Here is a 14,163-nt window from a genome sequence, read left to right on the forward strand (position 1 = left end):
CTCCCGAACTACCTGGGCTGGCGCCGCATGCTTGAACGCTATCAGCAGCGTATTCAGCCCGTTCACTGTATCCAGGAGGCGGTTGGTCGGACCATGCAACACGCGATTGGGACATAGCCTTTTTTATGCCGGTTGAACCACCGTGTTACAGCGTTGGGTAGTCGAGGTAGCCGACCGGGCCTTGGCTGTAGAAGGTTTCCGGGTGTGGCGCATTCAGCTCGGTATCTTGCGCCAGGCGCGCGGGCAGGTCCGGGTTGGCGATAAACGGCACGCCGAAGGCCACCGCATCGGCCTTGCCTTCAGTCAGCCAGGCATTGGCCTGATCCTTGGTAAAGCGTTCGTTGGCGATAAATACCCCACCGAAGGCTTGTTTCAGGCTGGGTGACAGGCTGTCGTCGGCCTCCTGCTCACGGGCGCAGATAAAGGCGATGCCGCGTTTGCCCAGCTCCTGCGCCACGTAGGTGAAGGTCTCGGCGCGGTTGGCGTCGCCCATATCGTGGAGGTCAGCCCGTGGCGACAGGTGCACGCCAACGTGGCCAGCGCCCCAGACTTCGATTGCCGCATCGGTGACTTCCAGCAGCAGCCGTGCGCGGTTTTCCAGGTTGCCGCCGTAACGGTCAGTGCGCTGGTTGGTGCTGCTTTGCAGGAACTGGTCGAGCAGGTAACCGTTCGCGCCGTGGATTTCCACGCCATCAAAACCGGCGGCTTTGGCGTTTTCCGCGCCTTGGCGATAGGCCTCGACGATATCAGCGACTTCTTCGGTTTCCAGGGCGCGCGGGGTGACGAAATCCTTCATCGGGCGCACCAGGCTGACGTGGCCCGCGGGCTGGATGGCGCTCGGCGCGACCGGCAGTTGACCGTTCAGGTAGATCGGGTCGGAAATGCGCCCAACGTGCCACAGCTGCAGGACGATCTTGCCGCCTGCGGCGTGCACGGCCTTGGTGATATTGCTCCAGCCGCGTACCTGATCAGCCGACCAGATGCCGGGGGTGTCCGGGTAGCCGACGCCCATTGGGGTTACGGAGGTGGCTTCACTGATGATCAAGCCGGCGCTGGCACGTTGTACGTAGTACTCGGCCATCAGCGCATTGGGCACGCGGCCTTCATCGGCGCGGCAGCGGGTCAGCGGAGCCATGATGATGCGGTTGTTGAGTTGTAGATCGCCAATCTGGATCGGGTCGAAAAGCGTAGTCATGGGATGGTCCTCTCGGGTTATTCGTTGAGTGCAAGTTGTGGTTCAGGGCTACGGGTACTGAAGGTCAGCAGGGTGCCCAGCAGCGCCAGTACAGCCAGGGCGGCAGCGGCCAGGGGCACGCGGGTCAGGCCGAAACCTTCGGCAATCACCAGGCCGCCTACCCAGGCGCCGAGGGCGTTGCCGAGGTTGAAGGCGCCAATATTCAGGGTCGACACCAGGTTCGGTGCGCCGCTGCCGAAGGCCACCACGTTGACTTGCAGCGCGGGCACGGCTGCAAACGCCGCAGTGGCCCAAAGGAACAGGGTGATTTCGGCGGGGATCAGCGCCTGGCTGGTCCAGCTGAACAGAGTGGAGACCACTGCCATGGCGATAAACACGCCGAGCAGGGTGGCTTTCAGGCTGCGGTCAGCCAGGCGGCCGCCGAGTACGTTGCCGAGGGTTAGGCCGAGACCGATCAGCAGTAGGGTCCAGGTCACACCGGCCGGCGATATGCCGGTCACTTCACCGAGCAGCGGCGCGATATAGGTGAATAGGGCAAACATCGACGCGGAGAACAGTACCGTGGTGCTCAGCGCCAGCCACAGGCCGGCACCACGCAGGGCGCGCACTTCACTGGCGAAGTCGGCCTTGGCTTCATCGGTTTTATTGGGCAGTACGCGCCACAGGCCGATCAGGGCAATCACCCCAATCAGGGTCACGGCCCAGAAGGTCGAGCGCCAGCCGGCGTACTGACCGAGGGCGGTGCCCAGTGGCACGCCCAGCACGTTGGCCAGGGTCAGCCCGGTAAACATCAGCGCCACCGCCGAGGCGCGGCGATTGGCCGGCACCAGGCTGGCAGCTACTACCGAGCCGATGCCGAAGAACGCGCCATGGCAGAGGGCGGTGATCACCCGGGCGAGCATCAGCATCTGATAGTCACTGGCCAGGGCGCAGAACAGGTTGCCGGCGATAAAGATGCTCATCAGCGTCAGCAGTGACGCTTTGCGTGGCCAGCTGGCAGTGGCCAGGGCCATAAAGGGCGCGCCGATGGCCACACCGAGGGCGTAACCGGTGACCAGCCAGCCGGCACCTGGAATCGACACGTTAAGGTCGCCGGCGACTTCCGGCAGCAGGCCCATAATGACGAATTCCGTGGTGCCGATGGCAAACGCGGACAAAGCGAGGACGAGAAGCGCTGCAGGCATGCCGTCAGCTCCTGAAAAAAGTGAATGTAAAAGTTGGTTTAAAGCGCTTGGCTTATGTGGTTGAGAAACGCTTGGATGGTCTCTTCATTGCGTTTGAAGAAGTTCCACTGGCCGACCTTCTTGCTGCTCACCAGACCGGCGCGCTGTAGGGTTGCCAGGTGCGCGGAGACTGTGGATTGCGACAGCCCGGTGCGCTGATCGATCTTGCCGGCGCACACACCGATCTCCAGCGAGTGCTCTTGGTCAGCGAAATACGCCTGTGGGTCTTTCAGCCAGTGCAGGATGTCACGCCGCACGGGGTGAGCCAGGGCCTTGATCACTTCATCAATGTCGAGTTGCATGCGGGGTATCCCCTGTGTGCGGTAACGTCATATCGCGATGGGGCGAACCTTATATCGGTTCATGGCGATATACAGATCGTTCGTGGCGATAGTCATCATCACGGCGGCTGATGTGTAAGCTGTGGCCATGAATTACCTCGCGCACTTACATCTCGGCGGCGACGCCCCGGCACAGCTGCTCGGCAGCCTGTATGGCGATTTCGTCAAAGGGCCGCTGGTCGGGCAGTGGCCGGCGGATATCGAGGCGGCGATCCGCCTGCACCGACGCATCGATGTATTCACCGACAGTCATCCGCTGCAAGCGCAGGCGCGGGCGCGTTTTGCCCTAGAGCGGCGGCGCTACAGCGGTATCTTGCTGGATGTGTTTTTCGATCACTGCCTGGCGCTGAATTGGGGCGACTATGCCGCCGAGCCGCTGCCGCATTTTACTGGGCGGGTGTATCAGGTGCTGGCCGCCGAGCCGCGCTTACCCGAGCGCCTGGCACGTATTGCGCCGCGCATGGCCGCGCAGGACTGGCTGGGCAGTTACCGCGAGTTCGCCGTGCTGGAGCAGGTGGTCGCGGGGATTGATCGGCGGCTTTCGCGGCCGGGCTTGCTGGCCGGCGGTGCCGCCGAGCTGGAGCGGCTGTATCAGCCGCTGCTGGAGGATTTTCGCCAGTTCTATCCTGAGCTACAGGCCTTCGTTGCTCGCGAGCGTGGGCTAGGCGGTTAGGCGGCCTGGCTTTCGGTTTCCGTTCTTGCTGTTTCAGCGATGTCTGACGCGCCAAACAGTGCATGATTGATCGCTTGCTGCGCTGCACGGGCCAGGGCGTTGCGGTTCAGCTCGCTGCTGGCAATCGGCGTCAGCAGCTGGATCTGCACTTCGCTCAGCTCGCTGCTTAGCAGACGCAGCAGATGCGAGAGCATGTCGTCGTCACCAATAAACGGCGCAACGCTACAGGGCTTGCCGTCGCGCAGGTAGCGGATGGCCACCGGCTGTACTGATACGCCGCTGTCGATCGCACTGCTCAGCAAGCGGCCATGAAAGGTGCGCAGGCCGAGGCCATCGGTGGTGGTGCCTTCGGGGAAGATCAGCAGGTTGCGCCCGCGTTGCAAGTGGTTGCCCAGCTGCTGGCTGAGCAGGCCGCTATCACCTGAGCCGCGGCGGATAAACAGGGTGCCGGCCTTGTGCGCCAGCCAGCCAGCCACTGGCCAGGTACGCACCTCGGCCTTGGACAGAAAGGACAGCGGGGTGAGCATGCCGAGCAGCGGAATATCGGTCCAGGACACGTGATTGCTGACCCACAGCATCGGCTGACGCGGCAGCTCGCCCCGTACCTGCAAGCGGAATGGCAGCGCTCCTGCCAGACGCGCTAGAAACCAGCGGGTCAGGCGCTGACGGGTCGGCATCAGGTCATGCCGCACCAGGCGTTCAAGCAAAGTGATGCCTCCGGCCAGCAGGGTGCCGAGGCTGATCACCAGCAGCAGGCGCGCCAGGCGCAGGTATAAACGCACTTTCTTCATCGAACACTCTCGCGACAAAAACACAAACGCCGGCACTGTCTACAGAGTGCCGGCGAGTTGTGCAAGATTACTCCGACCTGCTGTTAAACAGCGGCTTTGAAATGCCGTGCATAGCGCGGGCAGAGTTCGTCGCGCTTGAGCAGGATAAACACGTCGGCAACCTGGAAATCCTGATCCCAGCATGGCTCGCCGCAGATCTTCGCGCCCAGGCGCATATAGGCCTTGAGCAGCGGCGGCATTTCGGCGATTACGTTGCTCGGCACATCCAGCGCCGGCAGCGGGGTTTTCGGTTCGGCGCGCAGGTGTTCGGTGCACAGGTAGCGTTCGCGCAGGCGCTGCATGATCGCCTGGGCCTGGATGCCGCCGTCCTGCATGGAGATGCTGGCGCAGCCCATCAGATAGCGGTAACCGCCTTCGTTGAGCACTTCGGCCAACTCGCCCCAGAGCACGGCGATGGTGGCGCCGTTGCGGTAGGCCGCGTCGACGCAGGTGCGGCCGATCTCCAGCACCGGGCCTTCGAGGTGCGGCAGGCCATGCAGGCTGAATTCTTCTTCGCTGTAGAAACGCCCCAGGCTGGCGGCTGCTCGATGGTCGAGCAGGCGGGTGGTGGCCACCAGCTCACCGCTGTTGAGGTCACGCACGCCGATGTGTTGGCAGTGAATATCGTAGTCATCCATGTCCAGGCCCAGTTCGGCACCCTTGAGCTTGGCATCGAATTCGGCGCTGAATACGCGAAAACGCAGCGCCTGGGCTTCGCGCAGGGCGGCAGCGCCGTGTAAGCGCTCGGCCTGCAGGCGACGAGCGGGGGTAGTGCGGTCGCGGGTGATTGCCATCTGGGTCATGCCGTCATCTCCATTTCGGCCGTGTGAAAACTACTGCGCTCGGTTATGCCGCGTTGAAAGCAACCTCGGAATGCTCATGTACAACTCGTACACTCCGCTTCCTCGCTTGCTTTCGCCTTGCCTAACCTTCGCTCGCGACGTTTTCACTTGGCCTAGTTAGCCGGCTTTTGCCTTGCAGCCGGTCGATCTTGTTGGGCAAGCTCAGGCTAGGGAGCGGCGGTGTCATCTCCGTGAATATTTGGTGATGCTTGTGTGACAGTGATTTCACGAGGGTCTGTTGACCCCAACAAGGAGCAATGCATGCCCTGGCAACAGTTGTTTAGCCCGCAAGCGCGTCTGCCGGTCGCGGGGTTGGAGGAGTGGTACGCCAGCTTGCTTGAGCGTGTAGGTAACCCAACCCCGTTGCAGTTAGCCCTGCTCGGCGGACGGCTGGCGGCGACGCCGGGGCTGGCGTTTCTCGCCGGCTACCAAGGCGCGTTGCGTGCGCTTTGGCCGGCTGCGCCCTGGACTCTGGGCGCGCTGTGCGTGACCGAGAACCGCAGCACCCGCCCGGCGGATATGAATACGCGAATCAACGCCCTGACCCTGGATGGCCGCAAGGATTTTGTCACCGCCGCCGAAGCCGCCGACTGGTTGCTGGTGGCCGCTCGTGAGGACGCTACCGGTGTGTCGGTACAACTGGCCTTGGGCGTGGTGCGCAGTGGTGCGCCGGGTGTGCAGATCGAGACACTGCCAGCGTTACCACTGATGCCGGATATCAGCCACGGCCGTTTGCATCTGCAAGGAGCGCAGTGCGAACGACTGCCTGGTGATGGCTGGGATGACTACGTAAAACCTTTCCGCACCTTGGAGGATACTCACGTGCTGGCGGCGCTGACAGCCTGGCTTATCGGGGTGGGTCAGGAGTCGGTCTGGACGCAGGCCCTACAGTTACGCCTGCTCGGTCTGTTAGCGGGTTGTGTAGAAGTGGCGCGGCAATGCCCGAACTCGGCTTCCGGCCATCTGTTGCTGGCCGGGCTATTTGCCCAGTTCGACAGCTTGCGTGCCGAGCTCGATAGCGCCTTTGCCGCCGGTGATGCGCACTGGGCGCAACTCTGGCAACGCGATAAAGGGTTGCTGGCTATTGCCGGCAGCGCGCGTGGCAAGCGTTTGCAAAAGGCGCAGGCAGTTCTTGGCATAACTCTCTAATTAATGGCGCGGATGTAGCCCGGGCTACGGTTTACCGATGCATGTCGGCCGGCTTGATCCAGATCAGTAAGCCGATGACGGCAGGTGGTTAAGCTCGCCGGCTTTCGGGAGAGAGCCTGCCATGCGACGCGAGCCCATAGTGCTGTTCGATAACGGCGAGCATCAATGCATGATGTTCGATGACCTGGTCAGCGGGGAGGGCGTGCAGTCCAACCAGTTTCTGATTACCGACAACGAGCAATACCTGCTGCTCGATCCGGGCGGCGACCTGACCTACACGCCGCTGTCGCTGGAGCTGTCCAAGCATATTCCGGTGCAGGATCTGACCTATATCTTCGCCTCGCACCAGGACCCGGACATCATCGCCTCGCTGGACAAATGGCTTCTGCACACCCGTGCGCGGGTGATCTGCTCCAAGCTCTGGGCGCGCTTTCTGCCGCACCTGACGGCCAACTACCTGGCGCTCAGCCGCGGCATCAATACCTTTGACCGAATCATCGCGCTGCCGGATCGCGGTCAGTCGTTTGCCCTGGGCAAATGCACGCTCAAGGCGGTGCCGGCGCATTTTCTTCATTCGGTGGGCAACTTTCAGCTGTATGACCCGGTGAGCAAAATCCTGTTCTCCGGTGACATGGGCGCCTCGCTGGTCGACGACGCGCATCCGGTAACGGACTTCATCAACCATGTGCCGAACATGCTCGGTTTTCACCGACGCTATATGGCTAGCAACAAGGTTTGCCGTCTGTGGGCGGCGATGGTGCGTGAGATGGATGTGGCGATGATCGTGCCACAGCACGGCCGGCCTTTTGTCGGCGCGGAAATGATCAATGCCTTCCTCTACTGGATCGAGAATCTGGAGTGCGGCATGGATTTGATGGGGCCGGAGGATTACCGCCTGCCGAAATAGCGGCCTAAGTTTGCGCAGTGACTTTTCGCGCCGAATCACTGGGTAAACCGGCGTGTTCGGCGCTTTTTGTCGGCGTCAAACGCATGCTAGGGTGCCGCCTCCGATCCCGCAGAGGCAGCGCAATGTCCTTCTCTCTCTTTCCCGCACGGCGGCTGATCCTGGCGTGCGCCTTCAGCTTGGGTTGCGCGGCAGCGCAGGCCGAAAACTGGCCAGGTGAAGACTGGAACAGCCAGTTAGCCGCGCCCAGTAGCGCGCTTAGCGAGCTAGAAAGCTACGCCTTCCCGTCCCGTGATGACGCCACCCGCAAGGGTGTGCGCACCGACGCCCTGCTGGTGATCCGCGATGGTCAGGTGGTTTATGAGCGCTACGCCGCGCCGACGACTGCTGCTACGCCGCATCTGACCTGGTCGATGGCCAAGAGTCTGCTGGCCACCACGATGGGCGTGGCCTATGGGCAGGGGCGTTTTCGCCTGGATGCCCCGGTGGCCGATTACTACCCGCCATTTGCCGCACATCCGCAGGTCAAGGTCGGGCATTTGCTCAACTGGGTCTCGGGCCTGGACTGGCAGGAAGACTATGAATACGCGCCGCTGAAGTCCTCGGTGGTGGCAATGCTCTACACTCGCGGTCGCAGTGACATGGCGGCGTTTACAGCTGCGCACAGCGCTGATGCCGAGCCGGGCGAGCGCTTTCGCTATTCCAGTGGTGACACGAATGTGCTGGCCGCCGCGTTGAAGAACATGGTTGGTGCCGAGGCTTACGCCGATTACCCCTGGATTGCGCTGTTCGACCCGCTGGGAATCAAGACTGCCGTGTGGGAGCGCGATGCGGCGGGCACCTTTGTCGGTTCCTCGTACGCCTATATGAGTGCCCGCGACTTGGCCCGCGTTGGCTTGCTGATGCAGCGCGATGGCCGTTGGGGCGAGCAGCAGTTGCTGCCGAAAGCCTGGGTCGAGTTCAACCGTACGCCCTTTGCCAATTACCAGCCGCAGGCCGAGCTAGCCGGTGAGGCGGTGCCTGGCGGGCACTGGTGGCTTAACGCTGCGGTGGCTGGGGCGAGCAGGCCCTGGCCGGATGCGCCCGAGGACACTCTGGTGGCGTCCGGGCATTGGGGGCAGGGACTCTATGTGATCGCCAGCGAGAACCTGCTGATCGTGCGCTATGCCGATGACCGCGATGGCAGTTTTGATCGCAACCATTTCCTCAAGCTGGTTCTCGCCGCGTTGGCCCAGGAGGTGCAGCCATGATCCGCCGTCGTCCATTCAGTAGTCTGTTGCTGCTTCTTGCGCTGTTGCTCGCCGCGCTGGCCTGGCAGAACCGCATGCACCTGCAGGCCTTCCCAGGCATCGTCGGTGCTTATTCGGCCAAGGAGTATTGCTCGTGTCGCTATGTGGTGAACAACCCGGCCGACTACTGTGAGGCGTATGTGGCGCAGTATGTTGCGCTTTCAGGCTTCTTCGATGATCAAGCCAATAAACGCGTGACGGCGCGCGGTCTGGGCAGCACTCAAACTGCGCAGTGGCTGGGGCCACGTCAGGGCTGCCAGTTGCTGCCGCAAGCGGCTGCGTTGCCCGAGTCCTGAGGGTAAGGCCGGGCAGGGTTTGCAAGGCTCTGCCGGGCCGCTATGGTGGCGTCTCCTATTCACGATGCGTGAGACGCAATGCCCAGAATGAATGGTTATGCCGCATAACGTCTTTCCCTGGCGGCGTGGTAACACGCTGGCGCTGCTGATCGACGGGCCGCAGTTCTTTGTGCAGATGCTGGCGCGCATCAATGCGGCGCAGAAGCAGATCGAACTGGAACTTTATCTGGTGGAAAGCGGCGCCTGCGGCAGCGCTTTGCTTGATGCCTTGTGCGCTGCCGCCCAGCGCGGCGTTGCCGTGCGATGCCTGTTGGATGCCTTTGGTGGGCAACGGTTGTACAGCGCTGATCGGCAGTGCCTGCAGGCAGCCGGCGTGCAGGTGCAGTGGTACAACCCGCTGCGCTGGAAGCATGGCCTGCGCAACTTTCACCGTGATCACCGCAAGTTGTTATTGGTTGATAGGCAGTTTGCTTTTATCGGTGGCACGGGCGCGACGGATGAATTTTGGCATCCGGAATACCCCAGCAGCCGTTGGCACGAGGTCATGGTGGAAATCAGCGGGCCGCTGGTGGCCGACTGGCAACAGTTATTTGAACGGCAGTGGCAGGCGGGTCAGGACTGGATCGTCTGGCGACCCCGTATGCCGTTGCGCTTGAAGAGCCTGCCGGCATTGCCTGCTCTGGGTCAGGGCTTGGGGCGCGTGGCCTATGCAGACGCCTCGCAGCATCGCGACATACTGCTCTCGCTGGTGCGTGCATTGCGTGGCTCCAAGCAGCGTATCTGGCTGGCGACGCCTTATTTTCTACCTACCTGGCGCGTGCGCCGCACCCTGCGCCAGGCTGCAAAGCGCGGCATTGAGGTGCGTTTGTTATTGGCCGGGCAACACACGGATAACCCAGCGGTGCGCTTTGCCGGCCAGCGCTACTACCCCACGTTGCTCAAGGCCGGGGTGCGCATCTTCGAGTATCAGCCGCGTTTTCTGCACCTGAAGATGGTGCTGGTGGATGATTGGGTCAGCGTTGGCTCGTGCAATTTTGATCACTGGAACCTGCGCTTCAATCTGGATGCCAATCTGGAAGCGCTGGACCCGCAGTTTACCGCCAGTGTGGCGGCAAGCTTTCAGGCGGACTTTGCCGAGAGCCAGGAAATTACCCTGGCTGATTGGCGCGCGCGGCCCTGGTGGCGACGGCTGCAGCAGTCGGTGTGGGGAGCCCTGGATCAGTTGGTGGTCAATGTGCTTGATCGTCGCCGCTGACCCGCACTTTTGTCGGGTGTAGGCAGTGCCAGGCAGGGTTATGCTCGGCCGATTACACCGATAAGGATGCTGTCGATGCGTGCTTTGCCCTGGCTTGCTGTGTTGCTGATTGCCTTGAGTGGTTGCTCGACCCCAGGCGCGTTTTTTGGTGCAACCGAGGGTGAGGCATTCCGTGAGCATGCGCTCAGTGATGACAACCATGCGTTGGTCTACCTATACCGCCCGCAAAGTGACTGGGCCGATCAGGAAATGGAAGCGCCTGCGCTGTTTCTGAATAACGCGCGCATCGGCAGCCTGCCGAGCAATGGTTATATGGTGCTGGAGTTCGATACCGCCAGTTACCAGCTGGAGATGCGCCGGCCGCTGTTTGGCACGCACTGGACCTTCTTCGCCGATGGCCCGCTGGACTTCACCCTGATTAGCAGTTTCACCCTGGATGCCGAAGCCGGCGGTATCTACTACCTACGCTATGACGAGCTCAACCCACCACCGGTTAACGAGCAGGCGCCCAGCCAGGGCGATGGCCCGTTACAACTGGTAGCCAAGGCAGTGGCAGATACGGAAATCGGCGCCACCCATGAAGTGCAGCCCTTCGAGCGGATTGCCGCCAGCGGTGAAACCGAGCGCATGCAACGCAGCTTCTGGCGCAAGGTTGGCAAGTCGCTGGACAAAATCGGCATCTAGGAGCCTGTCGAACTTCACGCTGCTCTACTGTGGCAAAGTCCGGCAGGCTTTAACGCGTTGGGCCAGCGCAAGGCTGGCCTGTTACCGCAACGTGAGCATGGCCATTGCGGCCATGCGTCGATCCTTTTAGATCAGCTCAACCGCTACCGCCGTCGCTTCGCCGCCACCGATGCACAGCGAAGCGATGCCACGCTTGCCGCCGGTGTTTTTCAGCGCATTGATCAGGGTCAGGATGATCCGCGAGCCGGTAGAGCCGACCGGGTGGCCTTGGGCGCAGGCGCCGCCGTAAACGTTAACCTTGGCGTGATCCAGGCCGTGTTCACGGATGGCCAGCATGGTGACCATGGCAAAGGCTTCGTTGATCTCGTACAGGTCAACCTCGGCCTTGTCCCAGCCGGTTTTCTTCAGCAGGTTGCTGATCGAGCCGATCGGCGCGATGGTGAACTCGCTAGGGTCCTGGCTCTGGGTGGCGTGGGCGACGATCTTCGCCAGTGGCTTAAGGCCGCGCTTTGCAGCTTCCTCGGCGGTCATCAGCAGCAGCGCCGAGGCGCCGTCGGAGATCGAGCTGGCGTTGGCCGCGGTGATGCTGCCGTCCTTGCGGAAGGCCGGTTTCAGGCCGGGGATCTTCTCCAGGTTGGCATTTAGCGGCTGTTCGTCATCCTTGACCACGACATCACCTTTGCGGCCGCTGACGGTGACTGGGACGATTTCCGCATCCAGTGCACCGCTGGCGATGGCGGCCTGGGCACGTTTCAGCGATTCGATGGCGTAGGCGTCCATCTGCTCACGGGTGATGCCGTACTGGTCGGCGGTTTCCTGGGCAAAGGAGCCCATCAGGCGGCCGGTGCGTGCATCTTCCAGGCCGTCGAGGAACATGTGGTCCTTGATCTCGCCGTGGCCCATACGCAGCCCCGCGCGGGCTTTAGTCATGATGTAGGGCGCGTTGGACATGCTCTCCATGCCGCCGGCAATCATCACGTTATTGCTGCCGGCCTTGAGCGAATCAAACGCCATCATCACGGCTTTCATGCCCGAACCGCAGAGCTTGTTGATCGTGGTGCAGCCGGTGGCGGCGGGCAGGCCGGCATTCAGCGATGCCTGACGTGCCGGGCCCTGTTTAAGGCCGGCGGGTAGTACGCAGCCCATGATCACTTCCTGCACGTCGGCAGGCGCAATGCCGGAACGCTCAACTGCCGCGCGAATGGCGGCCGCCCCCAGGTCAACCGCAGCAATGCTCGACAGGCTGCCTTGAAAACCACCCATCGGCGTACGTGCGCCGCTGACGATGACGATATCGGACATCGGGAAACTCCTCGTTCTTGTAGTAAATCGCAGCCAAACACATTGAATGCAAGCCACCGATTCTACTGCGTGACTAAAAATGCCCAAAGAGTCACGCAAAAAATCATTCTTTGGGCTGATTTGAGCAAGCGGCTGGGGCTCTAGATTGGCCGCACTGAAAAAACCAACAATAAGGTACCGCCATGCTGCAGACCCGTCTGATCGCCCCCGCCGACAATGCCCACCAAGCGCCGCTGCTGATCAAGCGTCTGCTACTGTCCGGTATCCGCTACGAGAAAACCCGCGAAATCGTCTACCGCGATCAATTGCGCTACAGCTACGCCACCCTTAATGAGCGCGTGGCGCGGTTGGCCAATGTGCTCACCGAAGCCGGGGTCAAGGCCGGGGACACCGTAGCCGTGATGGACTGGGACAGCCACCGTTACCTGGAGTGCATGTTTGCCATCCCGATGATCGGCGCGGTGCTGCATACCATCAACATCCGCCTATCGGCTGAGCAAATTCTCTACACCATGAACCATGCCGACGATAAGTTCGTGCTGGTCAACAGCGAGTTCGTACCGCTCTATAAAGGCATCGAAAGCCAGCTGACCACGGTACAGAAAACCATTCTGCTGACCGACGCAGCCGAGAAAACTGCTGATATGGGCGGCCTGGTCGGCGAGTACGAAAATCTGCTGGCCGCCGCCAGCCCACGCTATGACTTCCCGGACTTCGACGAGAACTCGGTCGCCACCACCTTCTACACCACTGGTACCACCGGCAACCCCAAGGGCGTGTATTTCAGCCATCGCCAGCTGGTGCTGCACACCATGGCCGAAGCCAGCGTGCTGGGCAGTCTGGACAGCATCCGACTGCTGGGCACCAACGATGTGTATATGCCGATCACCCCGATGTTCCACGTGCATGCCTGGGGCATTCCGTATGTGGCCACCATGTTGGGGATCAAGCAGGTCTATCCCGGCCGTTATGAACCCGACATGCTCTGCCGCCTGATCAAAGAGGAGAAGGTCACCTTCTCCCACTGTGTGCCAACCATTCTGCAAATGGTGCTGGCCGCCCCTGGGGATCAGGGTCATGATTTTGGCGGGCTGAAGATGATCATCGGTGGCAGCGCACTGAATCGCTCGCTGTATGAGGCTGCCAAGGCGCGTGGCATCCAGCTGACCGCTGCCTACGGCATGTCGGAAACTTGCCCGCTGATCTCCTGCGCACATATCAATGATGAGCTGATGGCCGGCAGCGAAGATGAGCGCACCACTTACCGGATCAAGGCTGGTGTGCCTGTGCCGCTGGTGGAGGCGGCGATCATGTCCGCCGATGGCACCCTGTTACCGGCTGATGGCGAAAGCCAGGGGGAACTGGTGCTGCGTGCGCCGTGGCTGACTCAGGGTTACTTCCGCGAACCGGAGAAGGGTGCTGAGCTGTGGGAACACGGCTGGCTGCACACCGGTGACGTAGCGACCATCGACGACTTTGGCTTTATCGATATCCGCGACCGCATCAAGGATGTAATCAAGACTGGCGGTGAATGGATCTCCTCCCTGGAGCTGGAAGACCTGATCAGTCGTCACCCAGCGGTGCGTGAAGTGGCGGTGGTGGGTGTGGTTGATCCGCAGTGGGGCGAGCGGCCATTTGCCCTGCTGGTGCTGCGCGAAGGTCAGAGTCTGGATGCCAAGGGCCTTAAGGAACACCTCAAGCCTTATGTCGATCAGGGCAGCATCAACAAGTGGGCGATACCGTCGCAGATCGCCCTTGTTACCGAAGTTCCCAAGACCAGCGTCGGCAAGCTGGATAAGAAACGCATTCGCCTGGATATCGTCCAGTGGCAGGCCGCAGGCAGCCCGTTTCTGTCCACTGTCTAAGGGGTTGAGCCACGGGTGAGGCGCAGGCTTCGCCCGTTTTCGCGCTTGCCTTTCAATAGCCTGAAAGCCTTTTGGATAAAGGCTTTCAGGCGATGTAGCAGGGTTCTCTTGGGGTGGTTGACAGCGCGCAGCGGGATGTTCCATTCGCGCTAAATTAAGTCGTTTTTGGTGACTGGTCAGTCAAACAAGCGTTTGGCTTGCTAATTGCTCATTCCAAGCCATTCTTGGCTCTGCCGGCTGTGGCAAACACGCCGAAACCAGCGAGCCAGAGTGCCTGGGGGCTGCAAATCACACTTTAGAGGGATCAAGCAGAAG

General features: G+C 61.5%; 14 protein-coding genes and 1 pseudogene. 9 read left to right on the forward strand and 6 right to left on the reverse strand.

Features of this window, described 5'->3' with window-relative positions; genetic code table 11:
• Positions 1–117 (forward strand): annotated as a pseudogene (locus AACX99_RS18485) (IS1595 family transposase); the annotation flags it as partial.
• 28 nt (positions 118–145) lie between these two features.
• Here AACX99_RS18485 and AACX99_RS18490 read toward each other — a convergent pair.
• Genes AACX99_RS18490 through AACX99_RS18500 form a run of 3 tightly spaced genes read right to left on the reverse strand, consistent with a single transcriptional unit; the run spans position 146 to position 2,720 of the window.
• Positions 146–1,195 carry an alkene reductase gene (locus AACX99_RS18490; RefSeq protein ID WP_339413896.1) on the reverse strand — a complete coding sequence of 350 codons (1,050 nt, stop codon included), beginning with the start codon at positions 1,193–1,195 and terminating at the stop codon, positions 146–148.
• A gap of 17 nt (positions 1,196–1,212) precedes the next feature.
• Positions 1,213–2,379, reverse strand: a complete 1,167-nt coding sequence (locus AACX99_RS18495) for an MFS transporter (protein ID WP_339413897.1) — start codon at positions 2,377–2,379, stop codon at positions 1,213–1,215.
• Positions 2,380–2,417: 38 nt separating this feature from the next.
• Positions 2,418–2,720 carry an ArsR/SmtB family transcription factor gene (locus AACX99_RS18500; protein ID WP_339413898.1) on the reverse strand — a complete coding sequence of 101 codons (303 nt, stop codon included), beginning with the start codon at positions 2,718–2,720 and terminating at the stop codon, positions 2,418–2,420.
• 127 nt (positions 2,721–2,847) lie between these two features.
• On the opposite strand from AACX99_RS18500, the gene AACX99_RS18505 reads away from it, so the two are divergent.
• Entirely contained in the window at positions 2,848–3,432 is a 585-nt protein-coding gene (locus tag AACX99_RS18505; RefSeq protein ID WP_339413899.1) for an acyl carrier protein phosphodiesterase, read from the forward strand.
• Here the strand turns inward: AACX99_RS18505 and AACX99_RS18510 are convergent.
• Together AACX99_RS18510 and olsB are read right to left on the reverse strand one after the other, a co-directional pair.
• The gene (locus tag AACX99_RS18510; protein WP_339413900.1) at positions 3,429–4,223 is read right to left on the reverse strand and encodes a lysophospholipid acyltransferase family protein; all 795 of its coding nucleotides are present in this window, start codon (positions 4,221–4,223) and stop codon (positions 3,429–3,431) included. The two genes, AACX99_RS18505 and AACX99_RS18510, sit on opposite strands and share 4 nt — an antisense overlap.
• Before the next feature lie 83 nt (positions 4,224–4,306).
• The gene (gene olsB, locus AACX99_RS18515; protein ID WP_090249004.1) at positions 4,307–5,065 is read right to left on the reverse strand and encodes an L-ornithine N(alpha)-acyltransferase; all 759 of its coding nucleotides are present in this window, start codon (positions 5,063–5,065) and stop codon (positions 4,307–4,309) included.
• Positions 5,066–5,365: 300 nt separating this feature from the next.
• Here olsB and AACX99_RS18520 point away from each other — a divergent pair, with 300 nt between their 5' ends.
• The 6 genes from AACX99_RS18520 to AACX99_RS18545 all read left to right on the forward strand — a co-directional run bounded on the left by AACX99_RS18520 (position 5,366) and on the right by AACX99_RS18545 (position 10,681).
• Entirely contained in the window at positions 5,366–6,253 is an 888-nt protein-coding gene (locus AACX99_RS18520) for an acyl-CoA dehydrogenase (RefSeq protein ID WP_339413901.1), read from the forward strand.
• 121 nt (positions 6,254–6,374) lie between these two features.
• Complete coding sequence (locus tag AACX99_RS18525) at positions 6,375–7,160, forward strand: MBL fold metallo-hydrolase (protein ID WP_339413902.1); 786 nt, start codon at positions 6,375–6,377, stop codon at positions 7,158–7,160.
• Between the two features lie 122 nt (positions 7,161–7,282).
• Positions 7,283–8,407: a serine hydrolase domain-containing protein gene (locus AACX99_RS18530; protein WP_339413903.1), complete on the forward strand. Its 1,125-nt coding sequence runs from the start codon at positions 7,283–7,285 to the stop codon at positions 8,405–8,407.
• Positions 8,404–8,742 carry an amidase gene (locus tag AACX99_RS18535; protein WP_339413904.1) on the forward strand — a complete coding sequence of 113 codons (339 nt, stop codon included), beginning with the start codon at positions 8,404–8,406 and terminating at the stop codon, positions 8,740–8,742. The genes AACX99_RS18530 and AACX99_RS18535 overlap by 4 nt, the downstream gene beginning before the upstream one ends.
• 97 nt (positions 8,743–8,839) lie before the next feature.
• The gene (locus AACX99_RS18540; RefSeq protein WP_339413905.1) at positions 8,840–9,997 is read left to right on the forward strand and encodes a phospholipase D-like domain-containing protein; all 1,158 of its coding nucleotides are present in this window, start codon (positions 8,840–8,842) and stop codon (positions 9,995–9,997) included.
• Positions 9,998–10,072: 75 nt separating this feature from the next.
• Positions 10,073–10,681 carry a DUF2846 domain-containing protein gene (locus AACX99_RS18545; protein ID WP_339413906.1) on the forward strand — a complete coding sequence of 203 codons (609 nt, stop codon included), beginning with the start codon at positions 10,073–10,075 and terminating at the stop codon, positions 10,679–10,681.
• 126 nt (positions 10,682–10,807) lie between these two features.
• Here AACX99_RS18545 and AACX99_RS18550 read toward each other — a convergent pair whose 3' ends face one another.
• On the reverse strand, positions 10,808–11,983 hold the full coding sequence (locus tag AACX99_RS18550) for a thiolase family protein (protein WP_339413907.1): 1,176 nt from the start codon (positions 11,981–11,983) through the stop codon (positions 10,808–10,810).
• A 182-nt stretch (positions 11,984–12,165) separates the two neighbouring features.
• Between AACX99_RS18550 and AACX99_RS18555 the strand changes: the two genes are divergently transcribed.
• The gene (locus AACX99_RS18555) at positions 12,166–13,848 is read left to right on the forward strand and encodes a fatty acid--CoA ligase (protein ID WP_339413908.1); all 1,683 of its coding nucleotides are present in this window, start codon (positions 12,166–12,168) and stop codon (positions 13,846–13,848) included.
• Positions 13,849–14,163: the final 315 nt, after the last annotated feature.

The organism is Pseudomonas sp. EA_35y_Pfl2_R5 (assembly GCF_963970805.1).
GTDB lineage: Bacteria > Pseudomonadota > Gammaproteobacteria > Pseudomonadales > Pseudomonadaceae > Aquipseudomonas.